Source organism: Ulvibacterium marinum, assembly GCF_003626755.1.
In the GTDB taxonomy this organism is placed as follows: Bacteria; Bacteroidota; Bacteroidia; order Flavobacteriales; family Flavobacteriaceae; genus Ulvibacterium; species Ulvibacterium marinum.
In genome coordinates this window covers 845,435-865,175 of the sequence record NZ_RBCJ01000002.1, presented here as the reverse complement: position 1 = coordinate 865,175, position 19,741 = coordinate 845,435, and the positions used below count along the sequence as shown (strand labels likewise).

The window sequence follows — 19,741 nt, the reverse complement described above, 5'->3', positions numbered from 1 at the left end:
AAAGGTGTCAATAATTAAAAAACTCCTTTTCCATTTTTTTGCTGATCTGTGTAAGTTCCTTTAAAAGCGTATCTATAAAGTTTTTAATATTACCCTCTATCTCTTCAATGTACTTGTATTCATATTCGGATCGTACGCGACCCACAAGAAAGGCGGTGGAATTTTTGTTATACTTTTTGCTGGGGTCCAATACTTTAATATGACTATAGACCTGGTTGAGACTGTTCATTATGGATCTTGGGCAATTAGGGTTGAGTATCAGAAATTCCAAGGTAGTGATACTTGTGGGGGTCTTTTTATAGAATCTTCGCATCATATCGTAAGACTCGGCACATTTTAACAATGTACTCCATTCGAAACTATGGCTAAACTTATCGCCATAACTTCCTTGCGCTTTTAGGGCGTCATTATATTTGGCGTTGATGATCCGTATGATTTGATTGGCACGTTCTATATTCATGCCCATCATTATAATGGCATAGACTTCGTCATGAAGTAGAGTGCCCCGTATTTTTCCCCGCAGGATGGCTGTCATTTCGGTAACGTTGACGGTGAAATCATAAAGTCCCCTTTTTACAAAGGTATCGACCGGATAGTTGAGGATAAAATGATAGAATTTGTTAATGGCCTCATAAAGTTCCGTAGAAATCAAATCACGCGCGCTATTTGCATTCTCCCGAGCGTACTTCACGTTGTTGATTATGGAAAAAGTGGATTCATGGTCCAAGGCAATTTTGTGTAACACTTTTTCTTCCTTTAGCTCAACAACCTCATCTTCTTCAATGTCTCCTACCATGAATAGCATGGAACGTAATACAAACTGACGCGATTGGGACAGTTGGTTGGGTGCATCCAAAGAGGAAAAATAATTTACATTGAGGTATCTGGCCATATGTTCGGAACGTTCAATATAACGTCCCATCCAAAAAAGGTTGTTGGCTACTCTTGCAAGCATATAGTTTTCATTTTAGTTTTTGTTCTGTTGAAATTTTATAAATCAACTTCTGTTTTATTTTTTTAATGAAACCGAGTAGTAGTATGGATTCATGTACTGAACGTTACCCGCATACCCACAGGAAGCAACATACCGTTCATTCTTTAAGGACCCAAGTATCCTTAGATCCACCCCCCTGTGAGGAGTTTACTATTAAATTTCCCTTTTTTAGGGCCACCCTGGTGAGACCACCTTTTAATACAAACTCCCGATCTTTGCCCAAAACGGTAAAAGTCCTAAGGTCTATATGTCTTTGTTCAAATGATTCGTTTTGGTCAATGTAAGTGGGATGGACGGAAAGGGACATTATAGGTTGGGCCACATATTTTCTTGGTGCTTCCGAAATCTGCTTTTTTACCTTCTCAATCTCATCCTTGGACAATCTATTCCCTATGGATATTCCGTACCCTCCTGCCTCATCAACTGGTTTTATTACAAGTTCGGGTATATGTTCCAAAACATACTTAAGCTCATCGGGGCGACTGCAGTGGTAGGTGTGTACGTTTTTGATAATTGGCTTTTCGTCCAAATAGTATTTAATAATCTCGGGCATATAGGTATAGACCGCCTTATCATCTGCAACACCGGTGCCCGGAGCATTTGCCAAGGTAACATTGCCCTTTTTGTAGGCTGCGAACAAACCGGGCACACCCAAGGCCGAATCTGGACGAAATTCCAGTGGGTCTATGAACTGGTCATCAATACGTCGATAAATTACATCTACCCGTTCCGGACCTTGTATGGTTTTCATATACACAAAATCATTTTCTACAAATAGGTCACGGCCCTCTACGAGTTCTACGCCCATGGTCTTGGCCAGGTAAGAATGTTCATAAAAGGCAGAATTGTACATTCCCGGAGTAATTACAACCGTGTTTGGGATATCCACTCCTTTAGGCTTTGTCGTTTCCAAAAGGTCCAAAAGATTTTCTGCATAATTGGTCACGGTATGGGTCTGGTAATGGTTGAAAACCCCAAAAAGTGCCCTTTTCAGTGCCGTTCTATTGCAAATAACATAACTCACTCCAGATGGACATCTGATGTTATCTTCCAAAACATAATAGTCGCCATCCGTGTGCTTAATGACATCTATTCCGGAAATATGATTGTAAATTCCACCCGGCGGATTAACGCCGATCATCTGATGCAAATAATTGTCCGATGAACTTATAAGTTCCAAAGGCACAATGCCTTGTTTAAGGATTTTTTTATCGTGATAGATATCCCATAGAAATAGGTTAAGTGCCCTGCTGCGCTGTATGGATCCCTGTTCTATGATATCCCATTCATTGGTATCAATGATTCTTGGAAAAAGGTCAAAAGGAAAAATTTTCTCCTTGGCTTCCTTTTCCCCGTACACTTGAAAGGTAATTCCTTGATTGAAAAATGACGATTTGGCCTTTTCGTTCAATCGTACATAATCTTGAATGGAATGCCCTCCATAGAGATCGAACAAGGTCTTGTAAACATCCTTTACAGACCCATCTTTATCGAATATTTCATCAAATAGATCAGGATTTCTTTGGTAAGAGGAGAATATCTGATTTCCGAGGTTTTCCATATGATTTTGTTTTGCTTTAAGATAACGGTTTTAAGCATATCTTTCTATGTATAATTCTCAATAATCCTATTATTTTTTAGTGATACATTCAAAAATAAAGGACAATTTCTGCAATTTTTATTTTTAAGAATTTAAATACCTCCAGGTATTTGCATTTAAGGTTTTTTGAATACATTTTATTATCTAACTTACAGGTATTATCCAACATACCTTGTTAATCCCATGAGGCATTTTATTTTTATTTTCATTTCAGTTTTTTTTGTTCAATCCTCTGGTGCCCAATTTGATGAAACGAACATGGGCCATACAAAATTCGAGGGACTTTTTAATTTTTATCATGATGAGGGAAATGGGAAAACCTTTCTGGCAGTTGATACCTTGAAATTGGAAAAGGAGTTTCTTTATGCCTATTCGCTTAGTAGTGGAATAGGCAGTAATGATATAGGACTGGATAGGGGACAATTAGGCAATGAACAGGTTGTATATTTTAAGAAAGCCGGTAACAAACTTTTTTTAGTACAACCCAATCTTAAGTTTCGTGCGCTTACGGATAATGTCTTGGAACGGAAATCCGTAAGGCAAGCCTTTGCCAAATCAATACTTTTTGGAGCCAAAATTGAAGGGGAAATCAATGGCAGCTACATCATAGACTTGACCGATTTTTTGATGCGGGATGCGCATGGGGTATCCCAACGCTTAAAAAGTAGGGGACAAGGAACCTATAAGTTGGATAAGTCCAAAAGTGCTGTGGATATAGATCGTACCAAAGCCTTCCCAAAAAATGTAGAATTTGATGTTATGTTGACTTTCGAGGGCGAACCTAAAGACGACTGGATAAAGTCCGTGACACCAAATCCTTCATTGGTTACTGTGGCCCAACACCATTCTTTTATAGAACTACCTGACGATGGATACGAGAAGCGGGAATTTGATCCGCGCTGTGGGTCCTACCCCTTTTCCTATTACGACTATGCCACTCCCATCCAAGAACCTATTTTAAAACGTTTTGTTACCAGACATCGATTGCAGAAAAAAGACCCTTCCCTGAAAGTCAGTGAAGCCATAGATCCTATTATCTATTATTTGGATAACGGTACTCCAGAACCAGTTCGGTCTGCTCTCTTGGAAGGGGGTAGATGGTGGAACCAGGCGTTTGAGGCCATTGGATATAAAGATGCCTTCCAACTAAAGATATTACCTGATGATGCGGACCCATTGGATGTCCGATATAATGTTATTCAATGGGTACACCGTTCTACCCGAGGGTGGAGCTATGGAAGTAGTATTACGGATCCACGTACCGGGGAAATCATAAAAGGACATGTAAGCTTGGGAAGTTTACGTATACGTCAAGATTTCTTGATAGCCCAAGCCTTGATGAACAAACCTTTTGCCGAAAGGGACGATAACTATAAACCTATGCTCGAACTGGCATTGGCCCGTATTCGGCAACTTTCCGCACATGAAATTGGTCATACCCTTGGTTTTGCCCATAATTTTGCAGCCAGTACCAATGGCAGGACTTCAGTAATGGATTATCCGCATCCTCAATTTTCGGTCAAAAAAAAGGAAATCGATTTTTCTAATGCTTATGCAACGGGAATTGGGGAATGGGACAAGGTAACGGTCGCCTATTCCTACATGGATTTCCCTGAAGGTACCGATGAAAAACAAGGTCTTGATCAAATTTTGGAAAAGGCAAGGGAAGAAGGCCTTCGTTTCATTACCGATCAAGATGCGCGTCCGGCTGGAAGTTCACATATATTGGCACATCTGTGGGATAATGGAACCAATGCAAGTGAAGAGTTGGATAAAGTACTTGAAGTCAGAAAGACCGCCATTTCTAATTTTTCACTGGACAACATCCGGTCTGGTGAGCCTAACACTGTTTTGGAAGACGTATTTGTCCCATTGTATTTTTTTCACCGTTACCAGACCGAAGCTGTGGCCAAAATGGTGGGGGGAATGGAATATAATTATGCAGTTAAAGGGGACGGGCAGACCACCTTGGAAATCGCAAATTCCGCTATACAGCGGCAAGCGTTGACGGGTTTGGTAAAGACCTTGAACGCTTCTGTAATCGCTATCCCTAAGGAGAAACTAACATTGTTCCCTCCTAGGGCCTTTGGCTATCCTAGGACAAGGGAATCCATAAAAGGAAAGACCGGGGTTTCGTTCGACCCGTTGTCCGCGGCCGAAACTGCGGCCGATATGACCCTGGGTTTTTTATTGCATCCGGAACGTGCCTCACGTTTAATACAGCAAAAAGCTTTGGACCCCAAGAATTTAGGTCTTGAGGAGGTATTGGACATGGTAATCGTATACACATTGGGAAGAGTTCACAAAGATCCCTATCTGTTTGAGGTACAGAACAGCATAAACTTTAAGGTGTTGGACCATCTGATGAATTTAGCCGCCAACAAATATGTGCACCCAGGGGTGAATGCCTTGGCCAATGACAAACTAAAAAGTATAAATGAAACCAATTTCGGCAAAGCCCTGGAGCAGATCGATGCTTTGGAAATGCTACGCCGTATCCGTAATTTTTATGAGCACCCGGATAAGTTCAAAATGAATTCTGCTCCCAAAATTCCGGATGGCTCGCCCATTGGAATGGATTGTTTCCACTAGACAGTTCAAAAACATAGTTTATATTCGAGCGAAAATTTCATTTAAAAGCATAAAAAATATCCTTTGAAAATAAACCTTATAAGTGATACGGTCACCAAACCCACATCTGGCATGTTGGAAGCCATGATGAACGCAGAGGTTGGAGACGATGTATTTAAGGAAGATCCTTCCGTAAACGCCTTGGAAGCGAAGGTTGCGAATCTTTTCGGGAAGGAAGCTGCGCTTTTTTTTCCTTCAGGCTCAATGACCAACCAAACCGCCATTAAACTGCATACGAATCCAGGAGATCAACTCATTTGTGATAAGTATGCCCATGTCTATAACTATGAAGGGGGAGGGGCTAGTTTCAATAGTGGGGTCTCCTGTAAACTTGTGGATGGTAAGCGGGGTATGATGACCGCTTCGCAAGTGGAAGCAGCCGTAAATCCACCCGATTTTTATCATAGTCCGTTAACGTCATTGGTCTGTATTGAAAATACAACGAACAAAGGCGGTGGCGCTTGTTGGGATTTTCAGGAATTACAAAGCATAAAAAAAGTATGTGAGAAATATAACCTTGGGTACCATCTGGATGGTGCCCGGTTATGGAATGCCCTAGTTGCAAGAAACGAATCACCAAAACAATATGGCGACCTTTTCGACACCATAAGCGTGTGTCTAAGCAAAGGTTTAGGCTGTCCTGTTGGCTCGGTCTTGGTTGGGAGTGAGGAAAAAATAGATAGGGCCCTTCGTATTCGTAAAATATTGGGTGGAGGAATGCGCCAAGCCGGTTATTTGGCTGCGGCCGGTAATTATGCTTTGGATCATCACAGGGATAGATTGGTAGAGGATCATACCAAAGCCAAAGTAATTGGGGAAGTGCTGCAAAACTTGTCTTACGTTAAAAAGGTAGAGCCGATAGAAACCAATATCATCATATTTGAGATCAATGAGAATCTAATTTCTGCAGAAACATTTGTTCAAAAACTGGAGGAGAAAAATGTTTATATCATCGGTATGGGTCAGGGAAAATTACGGATCGTTACCCATTTGGACTATACGGATGAGATGCATCACATTTTTTTATCCATTTTGGAAGCGCTATAGTTCGCCCAAATCGGAAAGTCTATAAATCCGATTTTTTAAATTTTTTATTCCGTTTTCCATTCCGGCCTCGGAAGTATAAAGCTCGCTATGTCCAATAAGACTTCCGGTATCATCCTTTATATTAAAAAGAAATTTACCTTCATTGTCGGTCTTTCTTTCAAAACCGATTGGAATCTTTTTTAAGTTTTTAAGTGTTTGCAAGGATTTTTGGACTTCGGATTCATTTGGAAATGGAATGCTGCTCAAAAGGGTTTGTCCACTTTCTGATTTCAAAATAAACCGGTATCCGTTCCCATTGTTTTTCTCAATTGCAACCATTTACATTTAGCTTTTCCTAAAGTTACATCTTTTGTATCTGAAAAACGATATGAAGAATTAATTTTAGAAGAACAAAGTTAGACTGTGGACCTAATGGTCTTCTTTTTTTCGCGGGATCAAGTCATTTGAAGAAACTGTCCATCCCTGGAATATTCGGCATGCCCTCCTTGGCCACGGCGGCCAGTTCCGTTTCATTGACCTGGGTGGCCTTTTCAATGGCTTTATTCAACGTCAGGATAAGATAATCTTCCAACTGTTCCTTGTCCTGTAACAGGCTATCATCGACCTGTATTTTCTTTATTTTCCGGTTGGCGGTAATTTCTACAGTTAGAAGTCCATCAGGGGTGCTTTCTTCCAATGTTACCGTATCCAACCGTTTTCTGGTTTCCTCTACTTTTCTTTGGGTATCCTTGAGTTTTCCCATCATACCCATCATATCTCCAAACATATTGCGTTAATTAGATTAGTTACCTTCAAAATTACTAAATTGTGCGAAATAACTGTATTTGCATGTTTAATAAAGTGGAACGTTCAATAGTTTTTTTGGGATATGTTATTTTTGCCATTTCCTGTACACAGCAAAATAAAAATATGACGGATACAACAGCTCCAGTAGCCAAAAAAATGCATAAGGAATTGGTTGCGCATGGTGAAGTTAGGATAGATGATTATTATTGGCTTAATGAAAGGGACAATACGGACGTGATCGCCTATTTGGAGCAAGAAAATGAGTACTATGCCAAATTGACCCAGCATACCAAGGATTTTCAGGAAAAGCTGTTCAACGAAATGAAGTCACGGATAAAGGAAGATGATTCATCGGTTCCCTACAAGCAGAATGGCTATTGGCATGTTACCCGCTATGAAACGGGCAAGGAATACCCGATTTATAGTCGATTTAAAGGTTCCTTGGATGCTGCGGAAGAAATTATGTTCAATGGCAATGAAATGGCCAAAGACCATGAATACTTCAACATAGGAGGCATTAGTATTAGCCCGGATAACAAATTAGCAGTTTTTGGGGTGGATACGGTTTCCCGGAGACAGTATACCCTGCGAATCAAAAATTTGGAGACCGGAGAGATTTATGATGACAAAATTGAAGATACCACGGGTGGATCGGTTTGGGCAGATGATAACCGAACGTTGTTTTATGTAAAGAAGGATTCCGTTACCTTACGCGCCGACAGAATCTTAAAGCATAAATTGGGAACGCCGTCCTCATCGGATACAGAAGTCTTTCACGAGCAGGATGAAACCTTTGGCACCTATGTGTATAAGACCAAATCCAAAAAATACATCGTTATAGGTTCCTATAGCACGCTAACGTCAGAATTTAGAACCCTTAGGGCAGACGAACCGGATGGAGAGTTCAAGATTTTTTCACCACGGGAAAGAGGACTGGAATATTCAATAGTTCATTATAAGGATGCTTTTTATATATTGACCAACAAGGATAAGGCAACCAATTTTAAGTTAATGAGGGCCGGCGAAGAAGATACATCTTCCGAAAAATGGGAGAAGTTTATTCCGCATCGCGAGGATGTGCTTTTGGAAGATATTGAAATATTTAGGGATTATTATGTGCTTTCTGAAAGGGAGAACGGTCTAAACCGGATCAAGATTACCCGCTGGGACAATTCCGATACGTATTACCTTCCTTTTGAGAGTGAGACCTATACAGCCTATGTGAGTAGAAATCCGGAATTCGATACGGATACCTTGCGATTTGGATACAACTCCATGACTACGCCTAGTTCGGTAATCGATTTTAACATGAAGACCAAGGAGAAAGAGGTGAAGAAGGAGCAGGAGGTACTTGGGGGTCAATTCCAAAAGGAAAACTATCTTGAAAAACGCATATGGGCCACCGCAAAGGATGGAGCAAAAATCCCAATGTCAATTGTATATCACAAGGATACACCCTTAAACCGGGATACGCCTATTTTACAATATGCCTATGGTTCCTATGGTGTAACCCTGGATCCTAATTTTTCAACGGTACGCTTAAGTCTTTTGGACCGGGGCTTTGTATTTGCACTAGCCCATATTCGCGGAGGGGAGTATTTGGGTAGGCCATGGTACGAGGATGGCAAACTCTTAAAGAAGAAGAATACCTTCACCGATTTTATAGATTGTTCACGATATTTAATAGAAATGGGATATACTTCTCCGGATCATTTATATGCTATGGGCGGATCGGCGGGAGGACTTCTTATGGGAGCCGTGGCCAATTTAGCCCCCGAACTCTATAAGGGAATTGTTGCCCAAGTACCTTTTGTAGATGTAATAACCACTATGTTCGATGATTCCATACCCTTAACCACTGGGGAATACGATGAATGGGGAAATCCCAACATAAGGGAGTATTATGAGTATATGAAATCTTATTCACCTTATGACAATGTTGAGGCAAAAGCCTATCCGAATATGTTAGTAACAACAGGGTTGCACGATTCCCAAGTACAGTATTTTGAACCGGCCAAATGGGTAGCAAAGCTTCGCGAACATAAGACGGATGATAACCTATTGTTGTTTAATATCAATATGGATGCAGGTCATGGAGGGGCTTCGGGTCGTTTTGAAGCTTTGAAGGAAACTGCAAAGGAATATGCCTTTTTATTAGATTTGGAAGGGAAAATATAATAATTCAAAAAAAAATGTAATTTTGCCCAGGAATTTTAGGGATTTTTCAATAGTCCGTTTGATTCAAAAACTTATACCGCCTTTATGGAACATGAGATCAATGCTTGTAACAATGTCCTGGAACTCATAGGAAACACCCCACTTATTAAATTAGATAGAATAACTGCCAAGCTCAAGGGAAATTTCTATGCCAAGGTCGAGGCTTTTAATCCAGGCCATTCCTCAAAGGATCGCGTAGCGGCCTATATCATAGAAGAAGCCGAGAGAAAGGGAATTCTTTCCGAAGGTAGCACCATAATAGAGACGACTTCGGGAAATACCGGTTTTAGCTTGGCCATGGTAAGCATTATCAAGGGCTATGAATGTATTCTCGCGGTAACCTCTAAATCTTCCAGGGACAAGATAGATATGCTGCGAGCCATGGGTGCCAAGGTTTACGTCTGTCCGGCCCATGTAAGTGCAGATGACCCTAGATCATATTACCAGGTTGCCAAACGATTGCATGAAGAAACAAAAGGGTCCATTTATATAAATCAATATTTCAACGAACTGAATATAGACGCCCATTATAAAACGACAGGACCTGAAATCTGGAAACAGACCAATGGAAATATTACCCATTTGGTGGCCTGTAGCGGTACTGGTGGCACAATTTCCGGTGCGGCGCGATTTTTAAAGGAACAGAACCCTAATATTAGAATCATAGGAGTGGATGCCTTTGGCTCAGTATTAAAAAAATATCATGAAACGGGAGAGTTTGATTCCAAGGAAATCTATCCCTATAGAATTGAAGGGCTTGGAAAGAACCTAATTCCCGCAGCAACGGATTTTGAAGCCATTGACGAATTTGTAAAGGTTACGGACGAACAAAGTGCCCATACCGCCCGTGAGATTTCTAGGACAGAGGGAATGTTTGTGGGCTATACCAGTGGCGCCGTAATGCAGGCCATAAAGCAATTAAGCGAAAAGGATATCTTTGATAAGGACAGTAATATTGTAATGATTTTCCCAGACCACGGTTCGCGTTATATGAGCAAGATATACAGCGATAAATGGATGGAAGATCAAGGTTTCTTTGATAGTAACACCGTGGAGGAGACCCAAGAAATCCAATTTATAAAATAACTTAAGCATCATCTTGGTGGTGGGCAAAAAAGCAATACCGTTTAGGCATTGCTTTTTTGTTTGCTTGTAAAAATTTATGAATCCAAGGTAAAAATCCATATTTTTGCAGGTAAAATCAACCCAAGCTACATGAGAGACTTATTTGATAGAATAACCGAAAATAAGGGTCCTTTGGGAAAATGGGCCTCACAGGCGGAAGGCTACTTCGTTTTTCCAAAATTGGAAGGCCCAATTTCCAACCGAATGAGATTTCAGGGTAAGGAAGTCATTACTTGGAGTATAAATGACTATTTGGGTCTGGCCAACTTACCGGAAATTAAAAAGATTGATGGCGAAGCGGCAATGGAACATGGTGCTGCCTACCCGATGGGAGCTCGAATGATGAGCGGCCATACGGACTACCATGAAAGACTGGAAAATGAGTTGGCAGATTTTGTACACAAAGAATCCGCATATTTATTGAATTTTGGTTATCAGGGTATTATGTCTGCAATCGATGCCTTGGTATCAAAGGACGATATTATTGTTTACGATGTAGATTCTCATGCCTGTATTATTGATGGCGTGCGCCTCCATATGGGAAAACGGTTCACGTTTAAGCATAATGATGTAGATAGCCTGGAAAAGAATCTGGAGAGGGCGACCAGGATGGCCGAACAGACCGGAGGGGGTATCCTTGTCATTTCCGAAGGTGTTTTTGGTATGCGGGGAGAGCAAGGCAAACTAAGGGAAATAGTTGCCCTGAAGAAAAAATATCAATTCCGCCTGTTGGTGGATGATGCCCATGGTTTTGGGACCTTAGGAGCTACAGGTGCCGGTGCCGGTGAGGAGCAGGGGGTTCAGGACGATATTGATGTGTATTTTGCCACTTTTGCCAAATCTATGGCGGGTATTGGGGCGTTTTTAGCCGCGGACAAGGAAATCATAGACTACCTCAAATACAATTTACGATCCCAAATGTTTGCAAAATCCCTGCCCATGATTTATGTGAAGGGAGCCCTAAAACGTTTGGAAATGTTACGGACCCAACCAGAGCTCAAGGCCAAGTTATGGGAAAACGTAAATGCATTGCAAAACGGACTTAAGAATAAGGGTTTTGACATAGGAAACACCAATACCTGTGTCACCCCTGTGTATTTGAACGGGAGTATTCCTGAGGCCATGGCACTGGTTAAAGACCTTAGGGAAAATCATAGAATATTCTGTTCCATAGTAGTTTACCCTGTTATACCTAAAGGATTAATTTTACTCCGAATGATTCCGACGGCCACACATACGTTGGAAGATATAGATGAGACTTTGGACGCTTTTTCTGCTATTCGCGAACGTCTTCAAAATGGAACGTACAAGAAGCTATCGGCAGCCGTGGCTGCCGCTATGGGAGAATAACAAAATCCAAATTTTGTAAATCTCAATATCCAAACTCCAAGTTCTAATGATGGTTTTGTCCTTTCTATAATTTATTAGAGCTCTTTGCGATACGTTCTTCTATGCTTGTAAATAACGGGATTGAAATGCTTCCACATTTGACGAATGGCCACATTATCGGCTAACTCTGGAGTTCGGTAACACATCTCGATGTTTTTCTCGGTAAAGGTTTTATAGTATTCATTAAAGATGATGGCCGTCACACCTTTATTCTGGTATTCTGGATGGATTCCTATCAAATAAAACAATACATTTTTACTGTTTCTCTTGGCTTTTAAAAGATGAAATAGTCCAAAAGGGATTAGTTTTCCGTTTGCCTTTTGCAATGCCTTGGAAAACGATGGCATTACAATAGCAAAGGCGATTAAATCATCTTTTTTATCTATAATGAACTTAATGTATTCCGGATTTATAAAACCGAGATATTTTTTTTTGAAATAAGCTTTTTGAAGATCGGTAACCGGTGTAAATGAGGACAATTTGGAGTAGGTTTCGTTGAAGAGGTCGAACATCTGGTCTACCATGGGAAGAATATCCTTTGTTTTTGTGAAATTAACCTCTTTTAGGCCATATCTCCGCTTTACCAGTTCGTTCATTCTGGTAAAAATCGCCGGATCGGCATTCTTAACAGGGAATTTATTTTCCACGTACTCCTTCTCCTTAATGAATCCAGCCTCTTCGTAATGCTTTTCGTAGTAAGGATAATTGTACCAAGTTACCATTGACCCAATATGGTCAAATCCTTTAATCAGCACTCCCACCTTGTCCAAATTGGAAAAACCCATGGGACCTTCCATATATTCCAACCCATTTTCTTGGCCTATCTCACTCACTTTTTTCAGCAAGGCTTCCGAAACTTCCGTATCATCGATGAAGTCAAACCAACCGAAACGAATTTTCCTGATTTTTTGTTCATTAATTTCAAGCCAGTTGATGATAGCAACTACACGCCCTACGATTTCCTGATTTTTGTAAGCTAGGAAAAACCAGGTATCTGCAGTTTTGAATGCAGGGTTTTTTGTTTTATCAAAGGTTTCCAGTTCTTCTTTGATGATTGGTGGCACCCAATATTGAGAGCCCTTGTACAAGTTAAAAGGAAACTTCACAAATTTCTTAAGCTCGGATTTGGATATGACCTCTTTGAGGGTGACCATACAGTAGTTTTTGTAGGGTCAATATTAGGTATATTTAACTTGGTAGTAAAATTCTCGTTGCTAAATTATTGAGTATTGAACGATGAGGTTTTTGAAAGTTAGAACGCAATGGTCCCACCACCTCTACTTTTTTTCTTTTTCTCTTCCTTTTTCAATTTTCGAAGTTGCTTTTTTGTAGGCCCCAAGTCGATGTCCTCTGCACCGCTTCCATTTTTACTTCTTTTGAGCTTCTTCCTTTCCTCACGTTCCTTTTTCTTCATGGAGTTTTTTTGAATAGGACCTCCATTTTCTCCGGCCTTCTGTTCGTCGATAGGTTTAAAGGTATCCTTGTGGAAATCAAATCGGTAAGATGCCCCCATGGTAACAAATATGCGGGATGGGTTGTTTTTAAAGCTTGCCCCAAGATTAATATCGGCCTGAAGGTTTTCATTGAACAAATGGGCTACCCCGCTACGTAGCAGTATATCGGAATATCTGTCACTGTCTATACCTTGATTCTCTACAAAAACACTCCATTTTGGATTCCTGAAGGCATGGGATAGGGAAACCAAATAACTCCATTCGGGAAAATCGGTTCCAATCCGATCATAGGCGATATTGGAGATCAATACAAACCTAGGTGTTAGTCTACTTTGTGTAGCTACCATAATACGAGGCGATATCGTAGGGTCTCCTGCAAAAAAGGGATTGTCGCCCAATACAAAATTTGCACCGGCATAAACGGAAACGGATGGAATAAGGTTTTTTAGTTGAAATAGATTATTGGCACGCCAACTGTACAAATTGGGCTTGTTACGCTCAGGAGCCTTGTACCGGTCATAAATCAAAAACTTGAGACCCAAACGGTTCATACCGAAATTGGTACGCGATTCTTCGGTTCCGAAATTAGCGAACGTGATGTTTTGGTTTTGAAAAGTGCCTTCCCAATTGAGCTCCAATTCTTCAAATAAAAGCCCATATCGTAAGGAAATGTTGGTCCCCCAGATATTGGACTGGGTATTCAACAAGTTATGGTCCTGTTGCTCATAAAAGACACCCATTTCCGCTTGAACCACATTTTTTCCCACGGCATAGGCACTTACAGAAAGTCCCGGCCGGTTGGAGTTTATAACATCGGTATATTGTGAAAATGTAGAAATTGAAAAGCTAAATACAATCAAATGAACGAGTTGCTTCATCTTTAAACTGCTGATTAATAGTCTAAATGGGCATATCGTTTAGTGGTTTTATCATTATTTTAGCACTTTTGCCCTGATAATACAACGCTAGAATTGTACTTTTGATATAATACAATTGAAATAATATGGGGTTTTTAAAAGTAATCTTAATACTTCTGCTGGTTTACTATCTCGTAAAGATGCTCTTCAGAATGTTTGCTCCAAGACTTTTTAGCTATGCCGCCAAAAAAACGGAGGCCCATTTTAAGGAAAGGTTTGATGAGTTTGCAAGACAGAACGGACAACAAGATGAGCCTATAGGGGATATAATTATCGACAAGAAACCGTCTAAAAAATTCAACGCTTCCAAAAAAGTAGGGGAATATATTGACTTTGAGGAAATTGATTGATTATCTTGCCTTGATCAACCTTCGCATTGACCAATGAAGAACTCGCTTAAAGCTCTTTTCACTCATTTTTTTGTAACTGTTTTTTTTGTTATTGCCGCCTTGGCCTATTTTCATCCGGTTCTGCAAGGGAAGGTCATAGAACAATCGGATATTGTTCAGTTCACGGGCATGGCCAAGGAACAGAATGATTTCAGAAAGCGGACAGGAGAGGAACCCTATTGGACAAACAGTGCCTTTGGAGGGATGCCCACATATCAATTAGGTGCCTACTATCCACATGACTATATAAAAAAATTGGACAGGCTTATTCGTTTTTTGCCTCGTCCGGCGGACTATTTGTTTCTTTACTTTATTGGGTTCTATATACTGCTTTGTTGCCTAAAAGTAGATTATCGCCTTGCCGTTTTAGGAGCCCTGGCATTTGGCTTCTCAACGTATATGATTATAATTTTAGGTGTAGGCCATAATGCCAAAGCCCATGCTTTGGGGTATTTGCCCATACTTTTAGGAGGCATCGTATTGACTTTTAGAAAAAAATACCTCTGGGGCTTTGTCCTTACGGCCCTGGCTATGGCCTTGGAAGTGGTGGCCAACCATTACCAAATGACCTATTACGGTATGCTGCTGATTCTCATATTGGGTATCGCATATCTTGTCTATGCCATACAAAAGGGAGAGCTAAAGCACTTTTTTGTTTCTATTGGGATTTTAGTGATAGCTGTAGCTTTGGGAATTGCCGCCAATGCTACCAGTCTTATGGCCACAAAGGAATATGCTGACTGGAGTACCCGGGGAAAATCTGAATTGACCATAGACTATCAGGGTAATACCAAAGAGAATCTGGATGGCTTGGATAGGGAATATATTACCCGATGGAGTTATGGGATTTCGGAATCCTTGAATTTATTCGTTCCCCGTCTATTTGGAGGATCATCCCAAGAAAATTTAGGAGAGAATTCAAAAACCTATGGTTTTTTGATAGACCAAGGCATTCCACGCAGCCAAGCCCTTAATTTTTCAAGCGCGGTTACCTTATATTGGGGTGATCAACCGGGAACTTCTGGCCCAGCGTACATTGGTGCCATTGTTTTTTTCCTTTTCATTCTAGGGCTCATTTTGGTAAAGGGAAAGGCAAAATGGTGGCTTTTAGGAGGTACATTACTGTCCTTGCTCCTGTCTTGGGGAAAGAATTTTAGCTTTCTGACCGATTTCATGATCGACTATTTTCCGCTATACGACAAGTTTCGTGCGGTATCTTCCATACAGGTGGTTTTGGAGCTTTGTGCGCCAGTTTTGGCAATTTTGGCCCTACAAGTTCTTTTTAAGAATACGGTTTCACAGACTGATAAGTTGAAGGCACTCAGAATTTCGTTTTTTATTGTTTTTGGGTTAGGTATCCTATTGTTTTTGGTAAAGGGGATGTTTGATTTTTCTGGATATCACGATGACACCATAAAACGGTATTACGGAGATGAAATATTGGATCTTATCCAATCCGATAGGAAGGCGGTGTACACTAGTGATCTTTTTCGCTCACTTATCTATGTGTTTTTGGCTGCATTGGCCCTATGGTTCTTTCTTAAAGAAAAAATCAAGCAGAATGTTGCGGTTATTCTGCTCGGTGTATTAATGGTATCGGACTTGGTAGGGGTAAACCTCAGGTATGTAAACAAAGAAAATTTTATAGCCAAAAGACGTATGACCAGGCCGTTTCAGGAATCACCCGCGGATACTGAAATCCTAAAGGATACGACCAATTTTAGAGTGTTCGATCAAACACAGGGTTTTGAAGGTGCGCGCACCTCATATTTTCATAAGACCATATCCGGTTACCATGCGGCAAAACCAGCTGGTATGGAGGACCTTTTCTATTTTCATATCGCTCAAGGGAATATCGGGATTCTCAATATGTTGAATATAAAATATGTGATTCAACAGGATGAAGAGGGTAGGAGCTATCCGGTTTTGAATCCTGATGCCAATGGCAATGCTTGGTTTGTAGAAAAACTATTACCGGTAGAGGATGCCAATACTGAAATTCTTGACCTGGATAGTCTGGATACCAAAAGAAATGCCCTTGTTAATACCATTAAGTTTCCTAATATCAACCGGTTCAATTTTACGGTAGATTCCATCGCTTCCGTCACCTTAACGGATTACGAGCCCAACCATTTGACATATCGATCTGTAAATTCCAATGCTGGTGCCGCTGTCTTTTCGGAAATGTACTATCCACATGGCTGGAATGTTTATATAGATGGAAAACCCAAAAAGCATTTTAGGGTAAATTATGTTTTAAGAGCGTTAATGCTCCCAGAAGGGGAGCATACCATAGAGTTCAAGTTTGAGCCGCAAATAATAGCCTTAGGAAGTCAAATTACCTTGGCAAGTTCTGCTTTGCTGGGGTTGATTATTTTAAGCGGACTTGGATATACCTTTTGGCGCTACCGAAAAAAAGAAAAAGGAACTACCCCATGAAAAGGGTGCTTATCATCACGTACTATTGGCCACCTGCTGGGGGACCAGGAGTACAACGGTGGTTGAAATTTGTAAAATACTTGCCCGATTTTGGGGTGGACCCCATTGTTTTTATTCCCGAAAATCCTCATTACCCTATTCAAGACAACTCTTTGTTGAATGAAGTGCCAGATGGGATTGAAATTCATAGAAAACCGATTTTTGAACCCTACCGTTTTGCGGAAATCCTATCCACGAAAAAGACCAAACGCATCAGCTCCGGGATTATTCGGACTAAAAATCAATCTGCCTTGGAAAAAGCCATGTTATGGATTCGGGGTAATTTTTTCATCCCCGATGCCAGGAAATATTGGGTAAAACCCTCGGTATCTTACCTTTCTGAACTTATTGAAAAACAAAACATCAAAACGGTCATCACTACAGGACCACCACATAGCGTTCATTTAATTGGACAGCAATTAAGGCAAGAACACCAAGTGAAATGGATTGCCGATTTCCGAGATCCCTGGACCTCCATTGGTTATCACAAAAAGCTCAGACTCACCAAATCCTCCCAAAACAAGCATAAAACTTTGGAACGCTCGGTGCTCAATGAGGCAGACTTGTTGATTACTACAAGCGATACCACACGAAAGGAATTCCGGACCCTAACGGATAAGCCTATTGAATTAATAACCAATGGTTTTGATTCTGATTACATAGGAGGTGCCGATTTGGATGATAAATTTACGATTGCCCATATTGGGTCTCTACTCACGGGCCGCAGCCCAAACAATCTATGGAAAGTACTATCGGAAATTGCCCGGGAAGACGAGATTTTTAGAAAGGAGTTACAATTGGAGTTTATCGGGGTAGTGAGTGAAGACGTCATGGATAATCTTTACAAAAACGAACTGGCCCCATATATTCAAATGAAAGGATACGTATCCCATGCCCAGGCCCTTCGCAGGCAACAACGCGCTCAGATTCTGCTATTGGTTGAAATTGATTCGGAAGATACCAAAGGCATTGTTCCAGGGAAATTGTTTGAATATATGGCAGCCAGAAGGCCTATTTTAGCCTTAGGCCCCAATAATTGGGAGGCAGGTGCCATTATTTTGAAGACGCATTCAGGCAGGGTGTTCGACTATCAGAATAATTCCCAATTAAAAAATGTACTTTTAGAATGGTTTGCCGCATATCAACAAGGAAAATTGAATGTGGTTTCAAAAGACGTGGAAAAGTATAGTCGTAAGGCGCTTACCGAACAACTGTCCGAATATCTCTGATGGGTATAGTATTAAAACAATCATTGAGCAACACCGTGATTACCTATTTGGGATTTGGTATCGCTGCCATAAACACCCTCTTTTTATACACCCGATTTTTATCCGACGAATACTATGGACTGGTAACGGTAATCCTCTCCACCTCGGCTATTTTAATGCCATTATTGGCCTTTGGTGTACCCAATACCTTGGTTAAGTTTTACAGTACATTTTCTGACCGGCAAAATTCCGATAGCTTCCTGAGCCTCATGCTATTTTTACCCCTTTTGATGGTACTTCCCATTGCTGCTATTTCCTTTTTGGCCTATGATGCCATTGGCAATTTTTTATCCCGGGAGAATCCTATTGTTGGGGATTATGTGTGGTATATTTTTTTGATCGGGATGGCGATGGCGTATTTTGAAATATTCTATGCTTGGGCCAAGGTCCAAATGAGATCGGTCTTTGGAAATTTTATGAAGGAAGTATTCAATCGTATTGTGGTTATGGTTCTCTTGGTCTTGGTCCATTTTGAACTCATATCGGTACCTGTTTTTTTGAAAGCGTTGGTCGCGCTTTATCTGCTTCGGACGATTCTCATGAAAGTGTATGCCTATCGGCTTCGGATGCCTAAATTGACTTTTAATCTACCATCAAATACCAAAAGTATTATTAACTATAGCGCCCTGATTATTTTGGGTGGATCGGCGGCCATAATCATTTTGGAAATTGATAAGTTTATGATCAATCAGTTTATCCAAATTGAAAATGTAGCTTATTATGGAGTGGCCGTTTATATTGCGACAACCATAATCGTTCCCTCTCGATCAATGCATCAGATTACCTATCCTATCACCGCGGAATTGTTAACGAAACATGATATTCCTGCTTTAAAAACGCTCTATCAAAAAAGCTCTTTAACGCTTTTTATCGTTTCGGGATTATTGTTTTTGCTTATCGTACTCAACTTAAAGGATTTGTACCTATTGCTTCCGGAAGAATACCGCAATGGCTTCATCATTGTCTTTTTTGTTGGATTGGCAAAAGTGTACGACTCGGTTTTAGGGAATAACAATTCAATTCTGTACAATTCAGAATATTACCGCACTTTGTTGGTTATGGGCGTATTTCTTGCGGTTTCTATAATTGTATTTAATCTATGGCTCATTCCGAACTATGGTATTGAAGGAGCGGCATTTGGTACCTTTTTGGCCATTTTCCTGTACAATACGATCAAACTACTTTATGTAAAATCCAAATTTAATATTCAACCTTTTACCTCGGAAACCCTCAAGGTATTGGCACTTTTACTACTCATGGGTTTAGGTTTTTATTTTGTTCAATTTCCTTTTCATCCCATTGCAAATATTGTGCTCAAGAGTATACTTATAACGGGCATTTATATAGCTGTAATTTATCGGTTTAGACTATCCGAGGATGTTTTTAACTTGATTTCCAGGGTTCTGGGAAAGACTCCCCCCAAAGAATAAGACCAATCTGTTCGTG

15 protein-coding genes are annotated in these 19,741 nt (G+C 40.5%); 9 read left to right on the top strand and 6 right to left on the bottom strand.

From position 1 onward, the window contains the following. Window positions 1–7: 7 nt before the first annotated feature. Together D7Z94_RS10940 and D7Z94_RS10935 are read right to left on the bottom strand one after the other, a co-directional pair. Window positions 8–955 (bottom strand): alpha-E domain-containing protein, encoded by a 948-nt coding sequence (locus D7Z94_RS10940; RefSeq protein WP_120711588.1) that lies wholly within the window; start codon window positions 953–955, stop codon window positions 8–10. Window positions 956–1,091: 136 nt separating this feature from the next. After that, entirely contained in the window at window positions 1,092–2,555 is a 1,464-nt protein-coding gene (locus D7Z94_RS10935; RefSeq protein ID WP_120711587.1) for a circularly permuted type 2 ATP-grasp protein, read from the bottom strand. Between the two features lie 222 nt (window positions 2,556–2,777). Here D7Z94_RS10935 and D7Z94_RS10930 point away from each other — a divergent pair, with 222 nt between their 5' ends. Beyond that, window positions 2,778–5,186, top strand: coding sequence for a zinc-dependent metalloprotease (locus tag D7Z94_RS10930; RefSeq protein WP_120711586.1), 2,409 nt, complete (start codon window positions 2,778–2,780; stop codon window positions 5,184–5,186). A 63-nt stretch (window positions 5,187–5,249) separates the two neighbouring features. Further along, window positions 5,250–6,272, top strand: coding sequence for a threonine aldolase family protein (locus D7Z94_RS10925; protein WP_120711585.1), 1,023 nt, complete (start codon window positions 5,250–5,252; stop codon window positions 6,270–6,272). Here D7Z94_RS10925 and D7Z94_RS10920 read toward each other — a convergent pair. After that, on the bottom strand, window positions 6,267–6,590 hold the full coding sequence (locus D7Z94_RS10920) for a YegP family protein (RefSeq protein ID WP_120711584.1): 324 nt from the start codon (window positions 6,588–6,590) through the stop codon (window positions 6,267–6,269). The two genes, D7Z94_RS10925 and D7Z94_RS10920, sit on opposite strands and share 6 nt — an antisense overlap. 121 nt (window positions 6,591–6,711) lie before the next feature. Continuing rightward, entirely contained in the window at window positions 6,712–7,038 is a 327-nt protein-coding gene (locus D7Z94_RS10915; protein WP_120711583.1) for a YbaB/EbfC family nucleoid-associated protein, read from the bottom strand. Window positions 7,039–7,100: 62 nt separating this feature from the next. Between D7Z94_RS10915 and D7Z94_RS10910 the strand changes: the two genes are divergently transcribed. From D7Z94_RS10910 to D7Z94_RS10900, 3 genes are all read left to right on the top strand, one after another. Continuing rightward, window positions 7,101–9,236 carry a S9 family peptidase gene (locus D7Z94_RS10910; RefSeq protein WP_120711582.1) on the top strand — a complete coding sequence of 712 codons (2,136 nt, stop codon included), beginning with the start codon at window positions 7,101–7,103 and terminating at the stop codon, window positions 9,234–9,236. Between the two features lie 84 nt (window positions 9,237–9,320). Continuing rightward, window positions 9,321–10,361: a PLP-dependent cysteine synthase family protein gene (locus D7Z94_RS10905; RefSeq protein ID WP_120711581.1), complete on the top strand. Its 1,041-nt coding sequence runs from the start codon at window positions 9,321–9,323 to the stop codon at window positions 10,359–10,361. A gap of 129 nt (window positions 10,362–10,490) precedes the next feature. Beyond that, window positions 10,491–11,750 (top strand): aminotransferase class I/II-fold pyridoxal phosphate-dependent enzyme, encoded by a 1,260-nt coding sequence (locus D7Z94_RS10900; protein ID WP_120712025.1) that lies wholly within the window; start codon window positions 10,491–10,493, stop codon window positions 11,748–11,750. Between the two features lie 74 nt (window positions 11,751–11,824). Here D7Z94_RS10900 and D7Z94_RS10895 read toward each other — a convergent pair whose 3' ends face one another. Next, a complete protein-coding gene (locus D7Z94_RS10895; protein WP_120711580.1) occupies window positions 11,825–12,943 on the bottom strand; it encodes a GTP cyclohydrolase in 1,119 nt (372 codons plus the stop codon). 98 nt (window positions 12,944–13,041) lie between these two features. Next, window positions 13,042–14,121 (bottom strand): transporter, encoded by a 1,080-nt coding sequence (locus tag D7Z94_RS10890; protein ID WP_120711579.1) that lies wholly within the window; start codon window positions 14,119–14,121, stop codon window positions 13,042–13,044. A 125-nt stretch (window positions 14,122–14,246) separates the two neighbouring features. Between D7Z94_RS10890 and D7Z94_RS10885 the strand changes: the two genes are divergently transcribed. From D7Z94_RS10885 to D7Z94_RS10870, 4 genes are read left to right on the top strand one after another with little or no spacing between them, the layout of a single operon-like run. Continuing rightward, window positions 14,247–14,510, top strand: coding sequence for a DUF4834 family protein (locus D7Z94_RS10885; protein WP_120711578.1), 264 nt, complete (start codon window positions 14,247–14,249; stop codon window positions 14,508–14,510). 33 nt (window positions 14,511–14,543) lie between these two features. Then, window positions 14,544–16,988: a YfhO family protein gene (locus D7Z94_RS10880; protein WP_120711577.1), complete on the top strand. Its 2,445-nt coding sequence runs from the start codon at window positions 14,544–14,546 to the stop codon at window positions 16,986–16,988. Next, window positions 16,985–18,256: a glycosyltransferase family 4 protein gene (locus D7Z94_RS10875; RefSeq protein WP_120711576.1), complete on the top strand. Its 1,272-nt coding sequence runs from the start codon at window positions 16,985–16,987 to the stop codon at window positions 18,254–18,256. Before D7Z94_RS10880 ends, D7Z94_RS10875 begins: the two co-directional genes overlap by 4 nt. Next, window positions 18,256–19,725, top strand: a complete 1,470-nt coding sequence (locus tag D7Z94_RS10870) for a lipopolysaccharide biosynthesis protein (protein WP_120711575.1) — start codon at window positions 18,256–18,258, stop codon at window positions 19,723–19,725. The genes D7Z94_RS10875 and D7Z94_RS10870 overlap by 1 nt, the downstream gene beginning before the upstream one ends. Window positions 19,726–19,741: the final 16 nt, after the last annotated feature.

Bases quoted from the DNA above. Each gene is read 5' to 3' on its own strand.
- D7Z94_RS10940 (WP_120711588.1), bottom strand. From the start codon at position 955: ATGCTTGCAAGAGTAGCCAACAACCTTTTTTGGATGGGACGTTATATT.
- D7Z94_RS10935 (WP_120711587.1), bottom strand. From the start codon at position 2,555: ATGGAAAACCTCGGAAATCAGATATTCTCCTCTTACCAAAGAAATCCT.
- D7Z94_RS10930 (WP_120711586.1), top strand. From the start codon at position 2,778: ATGAGGCATTTTATTTTTATTTTCATTTCAGTTTTTTTTGTTCAATCC.
- D7Z94_RS10920 (WP_120711584.1), bottom strand. From the start codon at position 6,590: ATGGTTGCAATTGAGAAAAACAATGGGAACGGATACCGGTTTATTTTG.
- D7Z94_RS10915 (WP_120711583.1), bottom strand. From the start codon at position 7,038: ATGTTTGGAGATATGATGGGTATGATGGGAAAACTCAAGGATACCCAA.
- D7Z94_RS10910 (WP_120711582.1), top strand. From the start codon at position 7,101: ATGTTTAATAAAGTGGAACGTTCAATAGTTTTTTTGGGATATGTTATT.
- D7Z94_RS10905 (WP_120711581.1), top strand. From the start codon at position 9,321: ATGGAACATGAGATCAATGCTTGTAACAATGTCCTGGAACTCATAGGA.
- D7Z94_RS10900 (WP_120712025.1), top strand. From the start codon at position 10,491: ATGAGAGACTTATTTGATAGAATAACCGAAAATAAGGGTCCTTTGGGA.
- D7Z94_RS10895 (WP_120711580.1), bottom strand. From the start codon at position 12,943: ATGGTCACCCTCAAAGAGGTCATATCCAAATCCGAGCTTAAGAAATTT.
- D7Z94_RS10890 (WP_120711579.1), bottom strand. From the start codon at position 14,121: ATGAAGCAACTCGTTCATTTGATTGTATTTAGCTTTTCAATTTCTACA.
- D7Z94_RS10885 (WP_120711578.1), top strand. From the start codon at position 14,247: ATGGGGTTTTTAAAAGTAATCTTAATACTTCTGCTGGTTTACTATCTC.
- D7Z94_RS10880 (WP_120711577.1), top strand. From the start codon at position 14,544: ATGAAGAACTCGCTTAAAGCTCTTTTCACTCATTTTTTTGTAACTGTT.
- D7Z94_RS10875 (WP_120711576.1), top strand. From the start codon at position 16,985: ATGAAAAGGGTGCTTATCATCACGTACTATTGGCCACCTGCTGGGGGA.
- D7Z94_RS10870 (WP_120711575.1), top strand. From the start codon at position 18,256: ATGGGTATAGTATTAAAACAATCATTGAGCAACACCGTGATTACCTAT.